Here is a 19,246-nt window from a genome sequence, read left to right on the forward strand (position 1 = left end):
ATCAGTCGGTGCCCCGTGGCAGGGACAGACGCTGGCGCCCGATCGGCTATTGCCGAATGGCCGGATGTCGCCGCGAAGAGAACGGCGCGCCGCCAGGATAACGATTAAGATGCGAGAGGGTTTGGTACACGCGATGGGGAAAATTCACGTCAGCACCTATGCGGTCGGTCTCGTTCTGCTCTATTCCGCGACTTCGCCTGCGATGGCGCAGGACGCCGCAGCGCAGCAGCAGGCCGAAATCGACACAACGGGCGTACAAACCGACGCCGAGAGCCAGTCTGCCGACACGAGCTCGGTCATCGTGGTGACCGCGCAGAAGCGCGAACAGTCGCTGGCCGACGTGCCCGTCTCGATTAGCGCCGTCACGGGCGCGGAATTGTCCGAAAAGGGGATCACCCAGATCGCCGACCTGCAGAAGGTCGTGCCGGGTCTCGTGGCCGCCGAAACCTACATGGGTTCGCCCGTGTACTATCTGCGCGGCGTGGGGTTCTACGACACCTCGCTCGCTGCCCGTCCTTCGGTCGCGATGTACGAGGACGAGGCGCCGATCGCGTTCGCAGCCATGGCGATGGGTCGCAATTTCGATCTCGAACGCGTCGAGGTCCTGAAGGGGCCGCAGGGCACCCTGTTCGGCACCAACTCGACCGGCGGCGCGATCAACTTCATCGCCGCGAAGCCGACCGACACGTTCGAAGGCGGCGCGGGGATCAGCTACGGCCGCTTCAACCAGGTCGTGGCCGACGGCTTCGTCAGCGGGCCGCTGACCGAAAACCTTTCCGCGCGCGCCGCCGTTCAGTACGAACGGATGGACGACTGGCAATACGGCTATACCAACGATCGCACCAACGGTTCACGCGACAACCTGAGCGGGCGCCTGTCGCTGCGCGGCGAGTTCGAGAACGTCGAGGCGAACCTGGTGTTCACCGGCACCAGGAACAAGTCCGACATGCAGGCGCCCCAGCTTGTCGGCAAGGATTTGGCCCTGTCCCTGATCCAGCAGGAATTCCTCGACTATCCGCTCGCCCCCGACAATGCGCGGGCGGCCGATTTCAGCGCATCCTTCCCCAACGGCAAGAATTCGCTCCAGCGGGACGACTGGTCGTGGCAGGCGATCGGGCGGATCGACGTGGAAGTGGACCCCGCGCTCACGCTCACCTCGCTGACATCCTATGCCGAAGCGTCGCAGGAGCACGCGTTCGATGCCGACGGCACGACGCTCGCGCTCACCGATCTCTATATCTCGGGCGATCTGCGCTCGTTCTCGCAGGAATTGCGGGCGAGCGGCGAGATGGGCGACAGCGTGTCGTTCATCTTCGGCGGCAACTACGAGAACAGCAGCGTTTCCGAATTCGACAACTATCTGATCCAGGACAGCCGCAACGCCTTCATCTTCGGCTCCCTGGGCCTGCCGCCGACCGATTTCGTCCCCCAGATCGCGGACCAGGACATCGAATCCTACGCCGCCTTCGCGAACGTCGATGTGGAGATCCTGCCGCAGGTCATGCTGCACGGGGGCGTACGCTATACCTCGTCGACGACCGACTTCGCCGGGTGCGCGCTCGCGGCCGGCAATCTGACCTACGCGACCGGCATCGCCACATTCCTGGGCGTGGGCCCGGTTCCGGCCGGCGAGTGCGCGACGTTCACCCAGCAGCCCGACGGCTCCTTCGAACCCGGCCTGGTGCTCGATTCGCTCAACGAGAACAACGTCGCCTGGAGAGCGGTCCTCGACTGGAAGCCGACCGACTCCACGCTGCTCTACGTCAGCGCCAGCCGCGGCTTCAAGAGCGGGGCGTTCTCCAACATCTCGTCGGTCTTCGCGGACCAGTACACGCCCGTCCCGCAGGAAGAGCTGACCGCCTACGAAGTCGGCGTCAAAACCGCTTTCTTCGACAATGCGGTGCGCCTGAACGCCGCCGCCTTCCACTACGATTACCTCAACAAGCAGTTGATCGGGACGCGTGTCGTGCCGGTGTTCGGCACGTTGACCGCGCTCGTCAGCATTCCGGAATCGACCGTGCAGGGCGCGGAATTCGACCTGACGATCGAGCCGATCCAGGGGCTGAACCTGCGCGCGGCGGCGACATACGTCGACAGCGAGGTGAAAGGCGATTTCATCAGCAATACCGCATTCGGTCCGCTGGCGAATTTCAACGGGGCAAGCTTTCCGAACACCCCGAACTGGCAGGCCAACGGCGGCTTCCAGTACGATTTCGCGCTCTCGGGCGATCTCGACGCCTACTTCGGTGCGGACGCGACCTATCGTGGCAAGAGCAATTCGGACTTCATCCCCGATCCCCGTCTGGCGATCGACTCCTACTTTCTGGTCGACGCCCGGATCGGCATCCGCAGCGCGAGCGGCAAGTGGCGCGCGCAGCTCTGGGGCCGCAACCTGACCAACGAGGTCTATGCGACCACGGTCGTGCGCCGGAACGAAGCCCTGGTCCGCACGACCGGGATGCCGGTCACATACGGAGTAAGCTTCGGCTATGATTTCTGAGGCCCGGCAGATGCATCAGGCGCGCGGATAACCGATGGCTGCGGGATCGAGCCCGGCGGTGGCGTCCGATACGGCGACGGACCAAGGCAGCCGCTACGGCTGGTTCGTCGTCGCCTGCGCCACGGTGCTCCATGCGCTGAACTATGTCGATCGGCAGATCGTCACGATCGTGGCGATACCGATCAAGGCCGATCTCGGCCTGTCGAACACCGAGATCGGCCTCATCAGCGGGTTGGCCTTCGCGATCTTCTACGCGGTGTTCGGGCTCCCCCTCGCCTGGATCGCCGACCGGTGGAACCGGGTTTCCGTACTGTCGCTGTCGCTTTTGACCTGGAGCGCGATGACGGCGGTCTGCGGCCTCGCCCAGAACTTCGGACAGTTGTTCGCGGCGCGGGTCGGCGTCGGCGTCGGGGAAGCCGGCTGCACGCCCCCCGCCCAATCGCTCATTTCCGACTACGTGCCGAAGGAACGGCGCGCATTCGCACTCAGCATATATTCGCTCGGCATACCCATCGGCTCGTTCATCGGCCTCGCCGTGGGCGGCGTGGTCACCGAAGCGTGGGGCTGGCGGGCGGCATTCATGGTCGTCGGGCTTCCCGGCGTGGCGATCGCCATCCTCTTGCCCTTCCTGGTAAAAGAGCCGCGCCGCGCCGTCACCGCAGCGGTGGCCGAGCGAATACCGGGCGTCCGCGAGGTGCTGGCGGACCTTTCGACGAAGAAATCCTACTGGCACCTGTGCATAGCGTGCTCGCTGACGTCGATGCTGAATTTCGGAAGCGGGTACTTCCTGGGCTTCTTCTTCAACGTGAAGCACGATATCCCGCTCGGCTCGCTCGGCCTCTATCTGGGCCTCGTCCTCGGAATCGGGTGGATTATCGGCATTCTGGCCGGCGGGTTCCTCGCGGACAGTCTGCGCAAGAAATACGCCGCCGCATACGCATTGGTCCCGGCCTTCGCCCTGTTGGCGGGCTTCCCGTTCGCCATCGCGGCGTATCTGGTCGAAAACGCCCTGCTCTCGTTCGTCCTGCTGGTCGTCCCGACCGCGCTGAACTCGTTCGTCTTCGGCCCCGGCTACGCGGTTGTCCAAAGCGTGACCGTGCCGCGCTCGCGTGCGCTGGCACTGGCGATCTTCCTGCTGATCGCAAATCTCGTCGGCCTCGGCCTCGGCCCCGTCATCGTCGGCGCGCTGACCGATTTCTTCTCGGCCCAGTTCTACGGACCCGCGTTCTCAAGCCAATGCGTCGGCGAGGCTGCCAGCAGCGCCTGCAGGGCCGCGGAAGCCGGCGCGCGGTCATGGGCGCTGATCGTCGTGAGCGCGCTGGCGGTGTGGTCCGCCGCCCACCTGTTCCTCGCCGCAAGGACCGTGGCGAAGGACAGCGTTTCCTGACGAGCAGCACCGCATCGAACAGACTAAGATGATTAAGCGACGTGCCAGCATTCACGCAGCACATGGGTCGCGGTACGAAATTATTGAACCTCTCTCCGGCCAGCGATCGTTTTGCGACCCGAGCGAGCGTCGTAATCCTCGTGACAGGTCTCACTAGGACCTACCCAAATAATACCAAATCTAGCTGAACGACCTTGGAGTTGCCCCGCACGCGAACGCGCCAAGCGCTATAACACATTGCGGATTCTAACTTTCGTACCCGGCGATCGGCTTTTGCCGGCGGCGGGCCAGTGCCGTGTCAATACGCCGGTCATCATCCAGCAGACCATTGGTGGACCATTCCTCCAGTGGCCCGTTCGGTGGAATAACCAGCACCGGCCCCGAATGCTGGCTCACCTTCTCGCGCAGGCGTTCGTTCTCGGCTTCAAGCCGATCGTAATAAGCGCGCGCGTCGTGAGCGATAAGGCGCCGCTCCAGATCTCTCTCCGACGTCTCGGTCGCAAGATCGATGAAGCGCTGGGCAGCAACCCGATCCTTTATCCCCGCATGGGCAAGTGCCCTCACGTTCGCTTCAAACATCGTCATCCTGCGAGGCTTACCGTTGACCTTGACCTCCACTTCCTCGTCGGCAACGGAGTTCACCACGCGTCGCCGGTTGGCAGGAAGCTTGGGATCCCGCTTCAGCTGTATCCTTCTGCCACGAGGATTGCCCGACACTCCCTTCGCGAACCGCCCCCTGTCATCGCGCGCGGGAGGTTCCGGAGCGTATTCGTCGAGCGGATCGAACCCGTCAATCACTGCGCCACCTCCTCTTCGACAAAGCCCATGTCGACGTCGAACGCGTGGTTCGCCGCGCGCCGCTCGCACACCTCGGCAAACGTCGCGCCGGTGGAGGCGAGGATCGCTTCCCGGCCGGTCAGCTTCTCCCAGCGGCGGATGGTGACCTCGCAGTACTTCGGCTCCAGCTCGATCAGCCGCGCCCGGCGCCCCGTCTTCTCCGCAGCGATCAGGGTCGAGCCCGAGCCGCCGAACGCGTCGAGCACGATCTCGCCGCGCTTCGAGGTATCCTTGATCGCATCCATGATCATCGGCACGGGCTTGACCGTGGGGTGCATCGCGAGATCGGCCTTCGCGCCGGTCTTGCTCGCCCCGCGATAGTTCCAGACGTTGGTACGGTAGCGCCCGTTCTTTCCCAGCTCGACGGTATTGAGATGCGGCTCGGTCCCGACCTTCCATACGAACACGAGCTCGTGCTGCGAGCGGTAGAACGAGCCCATGCCGGCGTTGTCCTTGGCCCATACGCAGAGGTTCTGGAGGCCGGAATATACCGCCTCTCCTGCCTCGAGCATCTCGCGCATGTGGCGCCAGTCCATGCACTGGAAGTGGATTGCGCCGTTCATGCTGACCTGCGCCTCGTTGATGAACACTTCCTCGAGAAAGCCCGCAAACTCGCGCGGAGACATCTCGCCCGAGGCCATCGCGAACTCGTCGTGCTTCGTGGCGCCGAGACCGCCGACGTGCCCGTCGATCCTCACGTTGTACGGCGGATCGGAGAACGCCATCCTGGCGAGCTCGCCGGCCATCAGCGCGCGATAGCTCGACGACGCCCGAGCATCGCCGCACAGCAGGCGATGCTCGCCGAGGAGCCACAGATCACCGGTCTCGATCCAGCAGCGCCCGGCAGGCAGCAGACCGTCAAGGTCCTCGCCGTCTTCGGGATCGTCCTCACCGTCACCGATCGACAGATCGATCTCGGTGGTTGAGAACCCGGTGATCTCGAGATCGAAATCGAGATCGAGTTCGGCGAGTTCTGAGAACTCTATCCGCAGGATCTCCGGATCCCATCCGGCGTTGGCCGCCAGCTTGTTGTCCGCCAGCGCATAGGCACGCAGCTCCTCGGGAGACAGATGCGCAAGCCGGATCACGGGTAGCTCGGTCAGGCCGATCCGGCGTGCCGCCTCGACGCGGCCGTGCCCCGCCACGATCCGGTCGTCATCATCGACCAGCACCGGATTGGTGAACCCGAACTGGCCGATCGAGGCCGTGATCTGCTCGATCTGCCTGTCCGAATGCGTCCTTGCGTTGCGACGCGCAGGCTTCAGCGCCGACAGCGGACGCATTTCCACTTTCGGGTGGCGGTCCCTGCCGTCACCCGCAACACTGTCAGTCATGTCATTCTGCTCCTTCAGCCGGATTTTGATCTATCCAGCAGTGCCTCCAGGAGCGCCGCCTCGGCGGGCATGCGCTGCTTCATGGTCTCATGCAGAGCTTCGGCCGCAGCCTCCCGGCTCATGATCCGCAGCCCCCCCTCCTCCTGCCGGCAGATGAGCACATCGCCGCGCGAGATACCCTGCGCTTCGGTCCAGGCGGGGGGCAGAACGATCCGGCTGTTCGCCTCCACAGTAACCATGTATACCTGACTGGCGTTACCCCCCTGCCCGCCCGGCGCATTCGCCGGCTCGAGCAGCCCGCTGCGCTTGAGTACGTTCTGGACATGCTGGTAGGTGATATCGAGGAAGCGCGCGATATCCGCGCGCTCGACGCCCGTCCGATAGAGGATCCGGATCTTCTCCGACTTTACCCCGGTGTGGTCGGTGAGCCGCTTCATTTCCACTTCGTTCATGTCCGTCTCCGGAGCTGCGATTCGCTGCCATATAGGTCCGCAACTCAGTTCCGCCAAGCTGTTTCTTACACTGTGTAGTATCTTCCTACAATCTGCATCCGCTCGTGCCCGGCCAGTACGACCGATCCGCTAGACGGGCACGATGTCGAGGGCCTCGATCTCTACAGGCAGAACCTCGTCGAGGTCAGCAGGGAGCACATTGGCCGGGTGTCCATCGACTGGGGAGGTGCAACCAGATCATGGGCGCAGATCGCGGCGAACCAGCCGAAGCCGGTCGTCGAGATCACCCGCCGGTTTCAGGAAGAGCAGTTTCCCGGATATACCCGCTTCATCGCGACGCTGTCCGCGATCGAGGCGCTGCCCGTCGGATGGCTGGCGGCCCTCGGTGCAGTGCGGGGCATCTATCTGCTGACCTGCCCGCGTACAAATGAGCAGTACGTTGGATCCGCAACCGGGCAGGACGGGTTTCTGGGACGCTGGAAAGGCTACGTCTCCATGGGCCACGGCGGCAATGCCGGACTCAGGAGCCGGGACCCGTCGGACTATCAGGTTTCCATTCTCGAGGTGTGCGGCAGTTCGGCCACCGTTGAGAACATCATCGCGGCCGAGCAGTTCTGGAAGATGAAGCTCCAGAGCCGCCAGATGGGGCTGAACCGCAAGCAGCGCAGCACCGCAAGGACCCCGCAGATCGGTGCAGGTCCTGTCAGTTTCGCTCCGACCGGCCAAGCGCCGCCAGCTTAAGGCCGAACGCCAGCGCCAGTTCCCCAAGCATCGGGCGCGGCGGGAACGTCATGTCGAGGCCGATCGCGCCCTCGCTCTGCCACTTATCCCACAGCCGCTCCATGCAGACCGTGACCCAAAGCTCGAGCGCCGAGCCGTGCCAGGCGCCCCTCCGCTCTGCGTGCGCGCGCATGCGCACCGCCACCTCGCCCGGATCGCCGAGCCCTGCATCTTCCGCCAGCGCATAGGCGTCGACCAGCGCGGCCAGCTCGATCGCATTCTCCCAGCGGACGTCTTCCGCCTCGGCCGCAGGGTCGAGCCGGATCCCACGTTCAGCCAGATGGTCAGCAAGAATGCGGTCATATGCGGCCTCACCCTGACCAAACATCATGATCGCCAGCTCACCCATCGTGTCGATACGGGTGAACGCGCCCTTCGGGATGCGGCGCAGGCCGGGCCGCACTTTCTTCATCCCCGCGGCATCGGCACGGGTGTGGCGAACCGCGCGCTCTCCGGGATCGGGCAAGGCGCTGCCGGGGCCGCCGCCGAACCACAGGTAAGGGCCCGGCCCGAGCGTATCGGGATCGACCATCAGCCACACCACGCACCCGCCGGGCTTCTGCGCCAGCGCAAGCTGGATATCGACGCTGGCCCGCGCGCCGCGCGCCCTAGTGGCCTTGAGCTGGATATGGCGCAGCACGCCGTTCGCCTCGATCACCAGATCGTAGCCGAACGCGTCGAACTCCGAGCGGAGCACCTCGAACGGCATCTTCAGATCGAGCAGCAGGGTCCGCGAGAGCTGCGCGACGAAGACGTGCTCGACCACCTTCTCGCGCAGTACGGAGTGTTCAGGGGCCCATGGATCGAACATGACCGGACATGTGCTCGACACACGGGCGAAGTCAACGAGAATAGTGACTATAATCCCTAGAGGTTTGCCAGTCCCGCGTCTCCATGCTGGCAGATGGACTGGAACAGGATCGTCGGCATCAACGTGCGCCGGTTCCGGCTCGAGCGGAAGCTGACTCAGGAGCAGCTCGCGCACGATGCGGAGATCGACCTGACCTATCTGGGTGGGATCGAGCGCTGCCGCCGCAATCCCTCGATCAGTGTTGTCGGTCGTATCGCCGCCACGCTCGGCGTGCATCCGAAGGAGCTGTTCGAGGAAGAGTGAACGCCCGGCTGCGGACGGCCTGCCGGAAGGTCGGCGCAAACCAGATCAGGCCTGTCTTCCCCTGTCCTCGAACAGATTATCCTGTCGCAGCTCGCTGCTGCCGGTCCGGTTTCGTAATTTGCCCGCCAGCTCCATAAAGCTTGCGATGTCGAGTAGTCTCCCCCTGCTAGGCCGGACGGTAAGAACTGTGAAGCGTGCAGGGGATGATCAGCTGCAGATATTCCTTGCGCATCTAGTCAGTTTGTGTGGTCGAGATGCCCGGCTCGAGCGTAAGTAGATGCCTGCGGCGTATCCGGTCGGCCTCGACCAGCACCTGCCGCCAGCGATCCTTGCAGCGGCATCCAGCTGATGCCGATCGCCGACGTCGCCGCGAAGGACGAATTTTCCAGCGTGAAGAACATCAGTCGCGACGATCTGCTCGCCGCGCACCGGGTGCCGCCCCAGCTGATCGGCATCATCCCGCTGAACAATGCCGGCTTCGGCAAGGTCGACGAGGCCCGGGACGTTTTCTACGAGACCGAGATCGTGCCGATCGTGCGCCGAATGCTGCGGATGAACGACTGGTTCGGCGTGCGCCTGCTGAGCTTCCGCGACTACACCTGCGCCAACGGGGACCGGATTACCGAGGAGGGCGTGCGGATCCCGGCGGGGGCGGTGCGGTAGGGACGTAACGGCTCAGACGGTGCCGATGGGGGGGCGGCGCCAAGCCCAAATAAAGAGAAAAAATCAGATTTGGCCATTGAATGTATTGGATAATCTTCAAGTGGACTTACTGTGATCGGGCAGGGTAATGGCTTGGCCAGTTTGTAGAAATTCAAAGTTCGTACCGAAGCACTGACGTGCTATCTGTTTCTCGTCGAACACGTCCACATATTCGACTTCAATCAGAAAGTAGACCCATAAGGTGCCCGTCTGGAAAGGCACAGCTTCTTCCGGCAGAAGATTTATCGAGCCGAGACGATCCATGTGATCTCCCGGATTTAAGGTCATCTCAACCCCCAGTTCTGGGCTCCCCCAAGCTTCAGTATCATCCAGGTCGGGAACAGAGCTAGCGATTGCACTCCTGATTTTGCTGGTCAAAAATTTCGCTGGCGTCGCTCCAAAGTTAGTTACAGTCATCTTCATCAGAAGATTGCTCTGAGCTGACCACGCACATTGCCCTCGTTCATTTCGAGTGCTCGCGACACCAACGTAAGCTCGCATTTGCTTGACCGAGGTTTCTCTCGCGATTGCATTGGCTTCGATCGCAGCATTAGCCGCCTTCTCGGTATCCTCGACTGCCGATAGTGTGGCATCCAACGTACGCTTAACGAACCACACGCCGATTGCGGTGATGACTACCGTCGCGATTGTTGCGAAGAACATTAGCATTGCCCACCAGACCATGTCTTGCTGTGCTTGCAGATTAGCCTGGGCGAATTGTTCTGCCTGATTTATCGTGGTCAAAGCGGCATCAGCAGCGTCAGAAGTCTGAACAGTCACTAGGGGCGATCCAGAATCTGCGACGGTCTCGGAAACGACATCCGTCGATTTGGCATTCGGTGTTACGGTCAGATTGCTACCCGACATCATAAGCAACCTTCCTGATTTTCTCGGGCTTACTGGCAAAACGCAATTCGCATACTCGATATCACAGTGACCGCCAGAGGTCAGCGCGAACACTGAGGCAAATTCAGAATGTTGTTGTGCGGGTAGCTATCGTAGATCGTCCGCAGATAGCGGCGGCGGCTGGTCGGATGGGTGTCGACGACGATCTGCTGCTGCTGGCCGGCCGGATTGAGCGTGTAGAAGATATCGCCGGCGGCGATGTACGCAATGATGGTGTCAATCGAATACCACCAGCCCACACCTCCGAGCCCCTGGATGCGCCGGTCGGTGTCCTGGTTGTCGGGAGTGAAGCAGGTTGCATAGAAAGTCGCCATTGCAGTAATCCTCTTTTGTTAAGTTTGGCAGATATCGTGCTTATCCGGAACGGGTATCGTCGAACGTCAACCCGATCCTGACCGCATCCGCGACATGACGTGCGCGCAGCTTCTGCATCATGTTCGACCGATGGATTTCGACGGTGCGCGGGCTGATTTCGAGCTCGATGGCGATTTCCTTGTTCGCCCGGCCCTTGGTCAGCCAGTCGAGCACTTCGCGCTCGCGTGGCGTCAGAGATTCCAGTCGACTCTTTGCATCGATCAGGGCGCGCTGGGCCTCGGCATGACGCGCGGCATCTTCGATGGCCGAGCGCAACTTTGGCTGCAGCGTGTTCCGCGACGCGGGCCAAGCCACGCAGTCGGCCGCTCCCGCCCTGACCGCATCGACGACCCAGTCGATATCCGGTTCGGCGTTGGCGAAGATCACGGGCAGCCCGATTTTTGCGCGATGGAGCACGTCCATCACTTCGCCCGCAGTCTGCGTACCCGATTGCCGATAGAGAATGACGCCCGACTTGGGCGCATAGGCGATCAGCTCGGCGAGGTCGGCGTAGATCTCGGCATGCAGGGACATCGTGAAGATCACACGGGCGATGTCGTTGCGCTTGGCATAGTCGGCACCGACGACGTGAACGGTGCGCGCGCTCTTAAGGCCGGGCGCTTTGCTCTCGCCCGTCATCGACCTTCGCCCGCCAGGCCTGGTGCAGCGACCCCCAGATGATCAGGAGGATTTCCAGCCAGTAGGGAAACCGCTGGAATACGGCGTAGACCAGCTCGTACATTTCCGGCGCGGCCATGCGGATGAAATGACCGGCGACTGAGTAGAACTGGAGCGAGCACATCCATATCGGCCAGATCCTGTCGGCCTTGAGTGCAACGACGAAAAACAGGGCGAAGCCGGTGACGTCGAACGTGAAATGCCAGAGGTCGACGACTTCGTAGATTTCGGCGTGGCTGAAGGCGTTGTGGAGCATGAAATCCGCGGCCGCCCAGGCGACCATAATCACGGCGATCGACCGCTCGGGCCAGCCCCCCTTCCAGAATGCCAACATTGTCGCGACGAACAGCAGCGCGAGCTGAGCGAAATAAAGCATCGGCGGGGCATTGCCCGAGCGGTCGGGCTAGTCAATTTTGTTAGGCGTTCTGGAGCTCGGCCCCGGTAAACACCTTTTGCGGAGCGTCAGGGCAGGTCGGATGCTCCGGCCCCGCGACGACGCGATGCGCGTTGCGCAGCGCAGCGTGGCTGTGGGCGATTTCGTCCTGCGCCGCGCTCAGCTGGGCCAGCGCTTGCTGAGCCCTCTTCAACGCCGGCTGCGCGTAGACGGCGGCTTCGTGCGAGCGATAGGTGACACGCGTGTTGATGATTTCGTTGATGAGATCGGTGGTGCGCAGGGCGGCCTGGTCGATCGTTTCCTCGACCTCGTTGATGGCCGAGCTCAAGCGTATCGCGGACGTTGGGTCGATATTCACTGTCATTCCCCCGTGGAGCATGGAACCTGCTCGTGGCGGGACCGGTCGGCTATGACCCCAACAGGAATTGCAGACCGGCCGCAATTCCAAGAGCACTCAGGCCCGCGAGGCCGACCAGCGCCGTACCCTGCAGCATGAGGACTATCCTGTCTGTCGGGCCCAATCGCTTCGGATCCAGCCACAAGGCGCTCCAACGGAAGGAGTTCTCTGTGGGTCGACCGCCGCCCCCTGGTTGCGACCCGGGGGCGGCTTCGGCCTCTTCCGTCGAAGCGCCCTTAGGGTGTTCTACGGAACTGGCATCCGGAGTTATGGGGAGCGTCTCCGCTGGGAACGATTCCCCATACCGGGCCATGCCGTATAGGCGCGCGGCTTCGTTGCGGGTCGACGCGCCAAGCTTGGATCGGGCCACGTCGAGGTGCCGGTCCACCGTCTTGGGGGAAATGCCCATTTCGCGCCCGATCTCCTTCGACGACATGCGCCGAAGCACCAACTCAAGGGCCTGTTTTTGCTTCTCGGTGAGAGAATCCATCGGGTCGTCAGGCATCCATCGAGCCTATAGGCCTAACGTTTCGCGGCGATAAGATTCAAAGTTAACGGCGGGTGGCAATGTCGGGTGCTAGGGGCATCCCAGGCACGCCGTCGACGCGGATCTGCCTATCTGAACAGGTTGTACAGAGGCCAGCCTATCAGCAGCAGCCAGAATACTGCGAGCATCGTGTAGAGCACCGATGCCCGCAGGGCGCGTATCACATTGGTCGCTATCGCCGCCATCGCCTAACTCATTTCGATCAGCTGCGACGGAAACGCAGCCGGCAGCGTAAGCGCCTCATCGAGATCGGCCTGTAGCCAGCGATCGTAATCCTCCTCGTGCAGGATGACCGGGATCGCCTTCGGGTGGATCGCGCCGACGACATGCGCCGCGGGATCGCCTTCGTAGCCGGTGGTCAGGAACGAGAAGAACGGCGCGGGCCCGGCCGGGCGCCAGATGCCGGCAAAGGCAAAGATCGGCTGCGCGCGCAGGCTGAACCAGTAGGGGCGCTTCTTTCCGGTTTCCGGGTCTGCTCGCGGGCAGATATCACAGGAGCATGGTCACGCCCGAAGTCTCATAGCCACGCTGGCAGACTAACAGGGAGCGTCGGTTAATCCGTCCAGCGCGAGGCTGCCTTCACCATAGAGATAGGCCCCGTCGAAATCGCACAGCTTTCGCAGGCCAACCTCGTCGAGGATGCGGAGCCGGCCCTCGCCCTCCATGACCACCATCCCGCGCTCCTTCAGCGTGCGAAAGCTCCGGTTGGCGTGGACGGCGGAAATGCCACACGCTTCCGCATAATCGCGCTGCAACAGGGGAACCGGGAAATCCCGGTCAGCATCGTAGAGGCCCACCAATCGCAGGCGCTCGATAAGTTCGACGAGCAGATGCGCGATCCGCCCTTCTGCATTGAGGCGACCGAGCCGAAATATCCATTCGCGGTGCATCGCTGCATCGAGCAGAGTCGAAAACCACATAGCCCTGCCGAGATGAGGATGAACCGCGATGACCTGCGAGAGCGCCGCATGCGGTACCTTAGCCAGTACGGTCCTCGTGAGCGACTGCACGCTGTGGTCGAGACGCTTCATGGCATAACCATGGAGGTCGACGAAATCGCCAGCAATATTGACCTCGACCAGTTGCCGGTCGCCGCGCTGGTCCTCGAGATGCCGGAGCATCACGCCCTCGATCAGATAATAGCTGTTGTCGAGCCGGTCGCCACGCGAGACCAATGTTTCGCGAGGTGCGAGGACCATCGTGTCGGCTACCACACCTTCGAGCGCGCGCTTTTCCGCCGCGCTCAGATCGTGACGCAAACGACCCTTGAGGAAGCGCTCCATCACCATATCGTGTCCCCTTCGCTCGCTTCGCTATCGCGCCTCGCGAACGAGGTCAAAAGCGAGATGGTCGGCGCTCTAGACGACCCGATAGTCGATCGGCTTGAAGGTGCCGCCGTTGGAAGCGTAGGCCGAGCACGCGGTCAAACCGATAATCAAGGGTCTGAGCGCGCGAAACCTGATAGAATCGCCTGCCTTCGTCTGTGGCGGTTCGACGGAGAGCTTTCCCGTCTTCTGGTCGACTGGCACATTCATGAAGACATTGAACGCGGTGGGGATCGCGTCCTCTTCGATGCCATAGGGCGCCAGCGCCGCGGCGAGATTGCCAAAGCACCCCCGATGCTCGGGCTTGTCGGGATAAAAATGACGGAACGTGGCCTGCGAACACGGCGTGAGCAGGAAATCGTGCTGGCCTATCGTATCCTCGACGATTTCCAGCATCTTTTGTGACCGGTTCGACCAGAGCATGTTGCCCGTCGTCAACCGCGTGGTTTCCTCGTAGTCGAACGTGCGTCCGTTCGACAGGACCTCGCGAACATCGTCACGCGCAAAGGCAAGCAGGTCACTTACCTGTCCCCCCACCGGATCGATGACCAACAGTTCCGCGCCTTCGGCCAGTTCGAAGGCGACGCCGCTACGCGGCGGGATTCTCGTGATCATCGATACGTTTATCCCTGAATGGACACTGCCAGTTTCCGTCGACCGCCCGACCGCTGTATTGTCGAGCCTCGCTGCTTTCGCCGTAGCGCGCGAGCATCGGGTTTGTCGAACCCGCCAGCTCTTCGTCCCGCGCCAGGATGCGCTCGCGCATCCGCTCGTAGCGGTTCTCTTTGCGCAGACGCTCGAACTGGTCGTGGAGATTGAACACCAGCGTCGGAAAGCGCATCCGGCGCGCCGGTCGCGATGCGTGCGGGTGCAGGCCCACGACGAAATAAGCCTGCTTGCCGAAACTCAGCCCGAAGTGCGGATCGTCGACCTCTGGGCTGACGCGCGCGTCATACGATTGGCCGAGCCATACATCCTTGTCGGCGAGCGACTGCAACCGTTCCCACATCGCCCTTTCGAAGGCGGCTTCGTCGAGATCGTCCGGACCGGAGAACACGACCGCGAGGCTGCGCAGACCAGCAGGATCCCTGTCATAGCTCCGGCTCCATTTGAGCAGTTCGTGATGGAGGCGGACATCGTCCCACGCACTTGTCATGGACCACGCGGGCACGATGCGAAGCGATCCCCGGGCCAGAGCCGATTTTGCGCCGACGCACGGAAAGTCCGGATCGGCGATGTGCTCGCGCAAGGCCTGCTCAAGAGCATTCACGTCCATGGGCATGAGGAGAGAGGCCGGGTCGCGGTACGATTGCATGGCGCTTCTACGCCCGGCCAGACAGTCGTTTCCCACCATATAACAAAGATCAGCCAGTCTCGCTGCCTTGGCACCTGCCTTCCGGCAATTCGACGTTCGCCAGCGCCGTAGCACCGGCGAAATCCGCCTTTTCATCGGAGATCACTGTCATTTTGCCGTCGGTTTCGAGCACGACCCAAGTCGCATCCTCGATCCGCGCGAGGCCATGCTGCCGGATGGCACCGCACACTTCGGCTTTCGAAATCCGCGTCTCGCGCAGGGCCTCGTCGAGGTACTCCCCATGATACACCAGCAGGGTGGGCTGCACCTTCACGATGTTAGAGAACCACGCAAAACGCTGGGCGAAAAACGTGAGCGCGAACTGCAATCCGGCAATCACCGCGATCGCCGCGATCGCGCGAAGTGCCGGAACGCTGTTGAGGAGGATTCCCGATGCCGCCAGGCTGCCGACCGTGATGTTGATGATCCAGTCAAAGCTGTTCAGCTGTGCAGTCGCGCGCTTGCCGACCATGCGAACCAGCGCGACGATGAGAATGTAGAAGAGCGCGGCCGAAAGCGCTGCGTCGCCGATGTCAGACCACGCGATAATCCAATCGGAGGATTCAGTCATCCAAATTCCGCTTTCAAGTAATTTCCCAGATACCCGCCGTGCTACGCCGCAAGGTGCCAATCTTGTCTCCGTCCTCCCACAGCGTCGCCGATACGACGCCCCGCTCGCGCTCGAGTTTTGCGAACAAACCATCCGGTTTGTCAGCCTCGAACTCGATCTCCTCGATAGCCTCGGGATCGCCCGTCTTCACGAACCGCACAGTATAGGTCGGCATGCAGATTCCTTCCGTGAACCGGAGGAGAGGCTCTAGATCGCGGCGATCTAAGCGTCGATTTGACATTTGTTAGTCGGCTATGCAGCCTTTCAGACCGCACCCGCGATACCGCTGGCAAATCGGCTCGCAGGGATCCGAGAGATGCGCGACAGCAATGGGCCTCCGCAGAGCCCATTCTGTGGCCGAAACTCGTGCGACCTCGTCGCGTAGCACGGAACGTCGGCTTCGCATGCGCAGTTGGCGAGCCCCTAAACGAGAAACCACAGGCTGACGAGCAAAACGAACGAACCCAGGCTCATCATCCCGACAACCAAGCGAAGGTTCATGCGCCGCACAGGCCGCACTGAATGAGCATCGAGGCGTTCCAGTACGATGCATGAATGGCGCTCGGCGAGAAAGAACACGACCATCCCGGCAAGAACAAAGCACGACGCAATGGCGCGCGGCAACCAGGACGGCTGCATCTCCTCGAACAGGGCGTTGAATCCGACACCGATGCCAACGGCGGCGAGCCCGGTTCGCATCCAGCCGGCGAAGGTCCGCTCGTTGGCCAGCATGGTGCGATCTTCGGCAAGGTCCGTGCGTTGGCCTGCCAATTCGACCCGGTCATGCCCGTCCATCACCAGACCTCCTTGCGGTTTCAACGCTCAACAATGGCGACAAAGCGTGCAACAATCGACACGATAAAGGTTAGCTTGCCGCTGGGGTCCTCCTCAGCGAGCGTCGCAGTTTCAGTCCAGTCGACATCAAGACGGCCGCCCGCAAGGATCGGCGGACGATCCGAACTCCTATTCTGGCCCCCCCAACATAGCAACAACCAACCGGAGGAATTCGCGGAATGCTATATCGACTTTCATGGTCCAAATGGCGCGAGGTGCTCGAACAGAATTATCGGGACAGATGGGACGATGACAATCCCGGCTTCAAGCACAATTATTTCTCGTCATTAATTGGCGGGACGTGGAATGTCGCTAGAGGGTTATTGCCCGCACAGTGACGATAGTTATCCGTAGCTGGCCAACCGCCTTCGCTTGAAATGGTCTGACGGCATTTTGGGCCGAGAGCGGACATTCTGCTTATCAAGGGGAGACGCGAATGACGTGACCCCCTGATTTTCCTCCAGTCTGGATTAGAGTTCGGCCCTGATGGAAGGACGAACGGGATGAAGAGACTGAGGTTTACCGAGGAGCAGATCATTGGCGTGCTGAAGGAGGCCGAGGCGGGCGCGAAGACTGCCGACCTGGCCCGGCGGCACGGGGTGTCCGAAGCGACGATCTACAACTGGAAGTCGAAGTATGGCGGGCTGGAGATTTCCAAGGCCCGGCGATTGAAGGAACTCGAGAGCGAGAACGCCAAGCTCAAGTGGCTGCTGGCCGATGCGATGCTTGATCAGGCAGCGCTGAAGGATCTTCTGGCAAAAAGTTCTGACGCCCGCCGCGAGGCGTGAAGCGGTTGCTCATCTCCAGGCATGCCACGGGATGAGCGAGCGGCGGGCGTGCCGTGTGATCGATGCCGATCGCAAGAGCGTGCGTTACCGTTCCACGCGGGACGATGACGCCGATCTGCGTGAGAAGCTGCGCGAGCTGGCCAACCGGCGGCGGCGGTTTGGTTATCGTCGGCTACACATATTGCTGCGCAGGGAGGGGATCATGATCAACCGCAAGAAGACCCAGCGTATCTATCAGGAGGAGGGACTGGCGGTGAGGCGACGACGAAGCCGCAGGCGTGCTGTCGGGACCAGAGCGCCTGCTCCGGTGCCGGCGCTGCCGAACCAGCGCTGGAGCCTGGACTTCGTCCATGATCAGATGGCGTCTGGGAGACGGTTCCGCGTCCTCAACATCGTCGACGATGTGACGAGGGAGTGCCTGCGAGCGGTGCCAGATACGTCGATCTCCGGTCGCAGGGTTGTGGGCGAGTTAGCCGATCTGATCGCCGAGCGCGGCAAGCCTGGGATGATCGTCAGCGACAACGGCACCGAACTCACCAGTAACGCCGTGCTGGCATGGTGCGGCGAGATCGGCGTGGACTGGCATTACATCGCGCCGGGCAGGCCGATGCAGAACGGCTTCTGCGAGAGCTTTAACGGCCGGATGCGCGACGAACTGCTGAACGAGACGCTGTTCCTCAGCCTTGCTCATGCCCGCGTCGAGATCGCGGCCTGGGTGCAGGACTACATCCGCGAGAGGCCGCACTCGGCCCTTGGCTACGCAACCCCGGCGGCGTTCGCAGCCGAACTGGATAAGCAATGGCCTGCTTCAGCCGCGCTGATGCGCAAAACAACGGCCCGGCTCTAATCCCAGCTGGAGGAAACCTGGGGGTCACGTCACGAAGAGCAGACACTTTGCGTCGCAATAGGTCTTATGGCTGCGAAAGCCGTCTTAGGAGCAAATCTCTACTCTCGAATTCCAACGCCAAAATTCAGCCAGAACAGGCACAGGTGTAGAGACAGCTCCAATCATCCTCTTCGGACAAATGCAGCCTCTGCGGCTTCGCAAGTGGTGACGCTAGTAAGTGGAAAGACGTTTTCTTGCCGTCGCAAATCGGGAACAGCATTGGTGCTTTCCGGAGTTTGACGATGCGCTGCCAGTTCCGTCGGTCCTTGCCGGACGGCTGTGTGTCGAAACCAGGGTGGCTGTGCCAATCGCCTATCCAATCGATCGTGCCGCCCGATTGCCGCCAAAGGCGCAGCGCTCGATAGCGATGCCCCTTCTTCGATCGATAAAACGAGCTGCGGGTATGGCGATCCCACGTTCCCGGCATCGTGATGTCGACGACATGAAGCGCGCCATCCTTTCGCGTACCGAGAATGAGCCCACCAGCTTCCAGAGGAGCAAAGCGCCGTGTGCACTTTGCCATCTTCTCCTCAACCTGCCGATCGATCAGTACCGCGTCGATCACGAAAGCTGACGTCTGTTGCACGAGGGGCAGTCCTTATGACGGGTCGGGGAGGTCGGCTCGCGACGTATGCCTCGTTCGGGGTCGAGTAGAATCGTTCTGAAACGCGGCCCCGGTCTGTCATTGGCCCAGTCGATCGCCATATCGCACGCAAGGCCCGCTGCGGTCGCGGGAGCGGCAACCGAATACGGAATGTAGGCGCCGTCACCACAAGTTGCAGGCGCCTGATTGACCTCCACACCTGGCTTCAGGGGCCTAAATCGCGGGGGCTCGCTCATCTTCGGGTGAAGGCAACGCAAACAGCAATCGTCCTCACGAAGATTTAGAAAGCTTTGCACTGCCGCGCCGTTACCGCTCACCCAACAACAAAGAATGGCGCCGGGGCCGTTTGACAGATCGCGGAACCACTCATTCAAGGCATATCGCGTGTTCCAGTCGCCAGTCGCGTCGAACGAATGGCAGCTTTCGTCCATTGGTGGCAGGTGCCGGAATGACCGACTTGAAG

General features: G+C 61.9%; 25 protein-coding genes. 6 read left to right on the top strand and 19 right to left on the bottom strand.

Annotated features, from left to right (window positions below):
* The first annotated feature begins 133 nt into the window (after positions 1-133).
* Both ACE3QC_RS06055 and ACE3QC_RS06060 read left to right on the top strand, forming a co-directional pair.
* A complete protein-coding gene (locus tag ACE3QC_RS06055) occupies positions 134-2,500 on the top strand; it encodes a TonB-dependent receptor (RefSeq protein WP_374406253.1) in 2,367 nt (788 codons plus the stop codon).
* A 34-nt stretch (positions 2,501-2,534) separates the two neighbouring features.
* The gene (locus ACE3QC_RS06060; RefSeq protein WP_374406255.1) at positions 2,535-3,887 is read left to right on the top strand and encodes a spinster family MFS transporter; all 1,353 of its coding nucleotides are present in this window, start codon (positions 2,535-2,537) and stop codon (positions 3,885-3,887) included.
* Positions 3,888-4,133: 246 nt separating this feature from the next.
* Here ACE3QC_RS06060 and ACE3QC_RS06065 read toward each other — a convergent pair whose 3' ends face one another.
* Genes ACE3QC_RS06065 through ACE3QC_RS06075 form a run of 3 tightly spaced genes read right to left on the bottom strand, consistent with a single transcriptional unit; the run spans position 4,134 to position 6,495 of the window.
* Complete coding sequence (locus tag ACE3QC_RS06065; protein ID WP_374406257.1) at positions 4,134-4,685, bottom strand: DUF5681 domain-containing protein; 552 nt, start codon at positions 4,683-4,685, stop codon at positions 4,134-4,136.
* Positions 4,682-6,058: a site-specific DNA-methyltransferase gene (locus ACE3QC_RS06070; RefSeq protein WP_374406258.1), complete on the bottom strand. Its 1,377-nt coding sequence runs from the start codon at positions 6,056-6,058 to the stop codon at positions 4,682-4,684. Before ACE3QC_RS06070 ends, ACE3QC_RS06065 begins: the two co-directional genes overlap by 4 nt.
* A gap of 14 nt (positions 6,059-6,072) precedes the next feature.
* Positions 6,073-6,495, bottom strand: coding sequence for an AbrB/MazE/SpoVT family DNA-binding domain-containing protein (locus ACE3QC_RS06075; protein WP_374406260.1), 423 nt, complete (start codon positions 6,493-6,495; stop codon positions 6,073-6,075).
* A gap of 222 nt (positions 6,496-6,717) precedes the next feature.
* Between ACE3QC_RS06075 and ACE3QC_RS06080 the strand changes: the two genes are divergently transcribed.
* Positions 6,718-7,251 carry a GIY-YIG nuclease family protein gene (locus tag ACE3QC_RS06080; RefSeq protein WP_374406262.1) on the top strand — a complete coding sequence of 178 codons (534 nt, stop codon included), beginning with the start codon at positions 6,718-6,720 and terminating at the stop codon, positions 7,249-7,251.
* On the opposite strand, the gene ACE3QC_RS06085 is transcribed toward ACE3QC_RS06080, so the two are convergent.
* Complete coding sequence (locus ACE3QC_RS06085; RefSeq protein ID WP_374406264.1) at positions 7,214-8,101, bottom strand: hypothetical protein; 888 nt, start codon at positions 8,099-8,101, stop codon at positions 7,214-7,216. The two genes, ACE3QC_RS06080 and ACE3QC_RS06085, sit on opposite strands and share 38 nt — an antisense overlap.
* A 93-nt stretch (positions 8,102-8,194) precedes the next feature.
* On the opposite strand from ACE3QC_RS06085, the gene ACE3QC_RS06090 reads away from it, so the two are divergent.
* Positions 8,195-8,404, top strand: coding sequence for a helix-turn-helix domain-containing protein (locus ACE3QC_RS06090; RefSeq protein WP_374406266.1), 210 nt, complete (start codon positions 8,195-8,197; stop codon positions 8,402-8,404).
* A 232-nt stretch (positions 8,405-8,636) separates the two neighbouring features.
* Here ACE3QC_RS06090 and ACE3QC_RS06095 read toward each other — a convergent pair whose 3' ends face one another.
* Positions 8,637-8,717 (bottom strand): type II restriction endonuclease, encoded by an 81-nt coding sequence (locus ACE3QC_RS06095; RefSeq protein WP_374406665.1) that lies wholly within the window; start codon positions 8,715-8,717, stop codon positions 8,637-8,639.
* Positions 8,718-8,752: 35 nt separating this feature from the next.
* Here ACE3QC_RS06095 and ACE3QC_RS06100 point away from each other — a divergent pair, with 35 nt between their 5' ends.
* The gene (locus tag ACE3QC_RS06100) at positions 8,753-9,067 is read left to right on the top strand and encodes a hypothetical protein (RefSeq protein ID WP_374406268.1); all 315 of its coding nucleotides are present in this window, start codon (positions 8,753-8,755) and stop codon (positions 9,065-9,067) included.
* Positions 9,068-9,163: 96 nt separating this feature from the next.
* Here the strand turns inward: ACE3QC_RS06100 and ACE3QC_RS06105 are convergent, their stop codons facing one another.
* The 13 genes from ACE3QC_RS06105 to ACE3QC_RS06165 all read right to left on the bottom strand — a co-directional run bounded on the left by ACE3QC_RS06105 (position 9,164) and on the right by ACE3QC_RS06165 (position 16,466).
* A complete protein-coding gene (locus ACE3QC_RS06105) occupies positions 9,164-9,976 on the bottom strand; it encodes a hypothetical protein (RefSeq protein WP_374406270.1) in 813 nt (270 codons plus the stop codon).
* 77 nt (positions 9,977-10,053) lie between these two features.
* The gene (locus tag ACE3QC_RS06110; RefSeq protein WP_374406271.1) at positions 10,054-10,326 is read right to left on the bottom strand and encodes a DUF3892 domain-containing protein; all 273 of its coding nucleotides are present in this window, start codon (positions 10,324-10,326) and stop codon (positions 10,054-10,056) included.
* Positions 10,327-10,366: 40 nt separating this feature from the next.
* On the bottom strand, positions 10,367-11,005 hold the full coding sequence (locus tag ACE3QC_RS06115; protein WP_374406273.1) for a response regulator transcription factor: 639 nt from the start codon (positions 11,003-11,005) through the stop codon (positions 10,367-10,369).
* Entirely contained in the window at positions 10,974-11,420 is a 447-nt protein-coding gene (locus tag ACE3QC_RS06120; protein ID WP_374406275.1) for a hypothetical protein, read from the bottom strand. The genes ACE3QC_RS06115 and ACE3QC_RS06120 overlap by 32 nt, the downstream gene beginning before the upstream one ends.
* A 40-nt stretch (positions 11,421-11,460) precedes the next feature.
* Positions 11,461-11,796, bottom strand: a complete 336-nt coding sequence (locus ACE3QC_RS06125; protein ID WP_374406277.1) for a hypothetical protein — start codon at positions 11,794-11,796, stop codon at positions 11,461-11,463.
* Between the two features lie 49 nt (positions 11,797-11,845).
* Positions 11,846-12,340 carry a helix-turn-helix transcriptional regulator gene (locus tag ACE3QC_RS06130; RefSeq protein ID WP_374406279.1) on the bottom strand — a complete coding sequence of 165 codons (495 nt, stop codon included), beginning with the start codon at positions 12,338-12,340 and terminating at the stop codon, positions 11,846-11,848.
* A gap of 230 nt (positions 12,341-12,570) precedes the next feature.
* Positions 12,571-12,870 carry an SOS response-associated peptidase family protein gene (locus ACE3QC_RS06135; protein ID WP_374406667.1) on the bottom strand — a complete coding sequence of 100 codons (300 nt, stop codon included), beginning with the start codon at positions 12,868-12,870 and terminating at the stop codon, positions 12,571-12,573.
* A 48-nt stretch (positions 12,871-12,918) separates the two neighbouring features.
* Positions 12,919-13,671 carry a Crp/Fnr family transcriptional regulator gene (locus tag ACE3QC_RS06140; protein ID WP_374406281.1) on the bottom strand — a complete coding sequence of 251 codons (753 nt, stop codon included), beginning with the start codon at positions 13,669-13,671 and terminating at the stop codon, positions 12,919-12,921.
* Between the two features lie 69 nt (positions 13,672-13,740).
* On the bottom strand, positions 13,741-14,322 hold the full coding sequence (locus ACE3QC_RS06145; RefSeq protein WP_374406282.1) for a DUF1989 domain-containing protein: 582 nt from the start codon (positions 14,320-14,322) through the stop codon (positions 13,741-13,743).
* Entirely contained in the window at positions 14,297-14,983 is a 687-nt protein-coding gene (gene gntA / locus ACE3QC_RS06150) for a guanitoxin biosynthesis heme-dependent pre-guanitoxin N-hydroxylase GntA (protein ID WP_374406669.1), read from the bottom strand. Before gntA ends, ACE3QC_RS06145 begins: the two co-directional genes overlap by 26 nt.
* 88 nt (positions 14,984-15,071) lie before the next feature.
* Positions 15,072-15,632, bottom strand: coding sequence for a DUF421 domain-containing protein (locus tag ACE3QC_RS06155; RefSeq protein ID WP_374406284.1), 561 nt, complete (start codon positions 15,630-15,632; stop codon positions 15,072-15,074).
* A 13-nt stretch (positions 15,633-15,645) separates the two neighbouring features.
* Positions 15,646-15,846 (bottom strand): hypothetical protein, encoded by a 201-nt coding sequence (locus tag ACE3QC_RS06160; protein WP_374406285.1) that lies wholly within the window; start codon positions 15,844-15,846, stop codon positions 15,646-15,648.
* Positions 15,847-16,094: 248 nt separating this feature from the next.
* Positions 16,095-16,466: a YidH family protein gene (locus tag ACE3QC_RS06165; protein ID WP_374406287.1), complete on the bottom strand. Its 372-nt coding sequence runs from the start codon at positions 16,464-16,466 to the stop codon at positions 16,095-16,097.
* Between the two features lie 542 nt (positions 16,467-17,008).
* On the opposite strand from ACE3QC_RS06165, the gene ACE3QC_RS06170 reads away from it, so the two are divergent.
* Positions 17,009-18,140, top strand: a protein-coding gene (locus ACE3QC_RS06170) for an IS3 family transposase (RefSeq protein WP_374406288.1) whose coding sequence is annotated in 2 segments (ribosomal slippage) — positions 17,009-17,265 and positions 17,264-18,140 — 1,134 coding nt in all. Because the reading frame shifts where the segments join, the coding sequence is not laid out codon by codon here.
* A gap of 124 nt (positions 18,141-18,264) precedes the next feature.
* Here ACE3QC_RS06170 and ACE3QC_RS06175 read toward each other — a convergent pair.
* Positions 18,265-18,744, bottom strand: coding sequence for a Mov34/MPN/PAD-1 family protein (locus ACE3QC_RS06175; RefSeq protein WP_374406290.1), 480 nt, complete (start codon positions 18,742-18,744; stop codon positions 18,265-18,267).
* Positions 18,745-19,246 lie beyond the last annotated feature (502 nt).

Source organism: Pelagerythrobacter sp. (assembly GCF_041912895.1).
Lineage (GTDB): Bacteria > Pseudomonadota > Alphaproteobacteria > Sphingomonadales > Sphingomonadaceae > Pelagerythrobacter.

Excerpts from the sequence above, each read along its gene's own strand:
- ACE3QC_RS06055 (WP_374406253.1), top strand. The coding sequence starts at position 134 with ATGGGGAAAATTCACGTCAGCACCTATGCGGTCGGTCTCGTTCTGCTC.
- ACE3QC_RS06060 (WP_374406255.1), top strand. The coding sequence starts at position 2,535 with ATGGCTGCGGGATCGAGCCCGGCGGTGGCGTCCGATACGGCGACGGAC.
- ACE3QC_RS06070 (WP_374406258.1), bottom strand. The coding sequence starts at position 6,058 with ATGACTGACAGTGTTGCGGGTGACGGCAGGGACCGCCACCCGAAAGTG.
- ACE3QC_RS06075 (WP_374406260.1), bottom strand. The coding sequence starts at position 6,495 with ATGAAGCGGCTCACCGACCACACCGGGGTAAAGTCGGAGAAGATCCGG.
- ACE3QC_RS06085 (WP_374406264.1), bottom strand. The coding sequence starts at position 8,101 with ATGTTCGATCCATGGGCCCCTGAACACTCCGTACTGCGCGAGAAGGTG.
- ACE3QC_RS06090 (WP_374406266.1), top strand. The coding sequence starts at position 8,195 with ATGGACTGGAACAGGATCGTCGGCATCAACGTGCGCCGGTTCCGGCTC.
- ACE3QC_RS06100 (WP_374406268.1), top strand. The coding sequence starts at position 8,753 with ATGCCGATCGCCGACGTCGCCGCGAAGGACGAATTTTCCAGCGTGAAG.
- ACE3QC_RS06105 (WP_374406270.1), bottom strand. The coding sequence starts at position 9,976 with ATGATGTCGGGTAGCAATCTGACCGTAACACCGAATGCCAAATCGACG.
- ACE3QC_RS06110 (WP_374406271.1), bottom strand. The coding sequence starts at position 10,326 with ATGGCGACTTTCTATGCAACCTGCTTCACTCCCGACAACCAGGACACC.
- ACE3QC_RS06115 (WP_374406273.1), bottom strand. The coding sequence starts at position 11,005 with ATGACGGGCGAGAGCAAAGCGCCCGGCCTTAAGAGCGCGCGCACCGTT.
- ACE3QC_RS06120 (WP_374406275.1), bottom strand. The coding sequence starts at position 11,420 with ATGCTTTATTTCGCTCAGCTCGCGCTGCTGTTCGTCGCGACAATGTTG.
- ACE3QC_RS06130 (WP_374406279.1), bottom strand. The coding sequence starts at position 12,340 with ATGCCTGACGACCCGATGGATTCTCTCACCGAGAAGCAAAAACAGGCC.
- ACE3QC_RS06140 (WP_374406281.1), bottom strand. The coding sequence starts at position 13,671 with ATGGTGATGGAGCGCTTCCTCAAGGGTCGTTTGCGTCACGATCTGAGC.
- ACE3QC_RS06145 (WP_374406282.1), bottom strand. The coding sequence starts at position 14,322 with ATGATCACGAGAATCCCGCCGCGTAGCGGCGTCGCCTTCGAACTGGCC.
- gntA (WP_374406669.1), bottom strand. The coding sequence starts at position 14,983 with ATGGACGTGAATGCTCTTGAGCAGGCCTTGCGCGAGCACATCGCCGAT.
- ACE3QC_RS06155 (WP_374406284.1), bottom strand. The coding sequence starts at position 15,632 with ATGACTGAATCCTCCGATTGGATTATCGCGTGGTCTGACATCGGCGAC.
- ACE3QC_RS06160 (WP_374406285.1), bottom strand. The coding sequence starts at position 15,846 with ATGCCGACCTATACTGTGCGGTTCGTGAAGACGGGCGATCCCGAGGCT.
- ACE3QC_RS06165 (WP_374406287.1), bottom strand. The coding sequence starts at position 16,466 with ATGGACGGGCATGACCGGGTCGAATTGGCAGGCCAACGCACGGACCTT.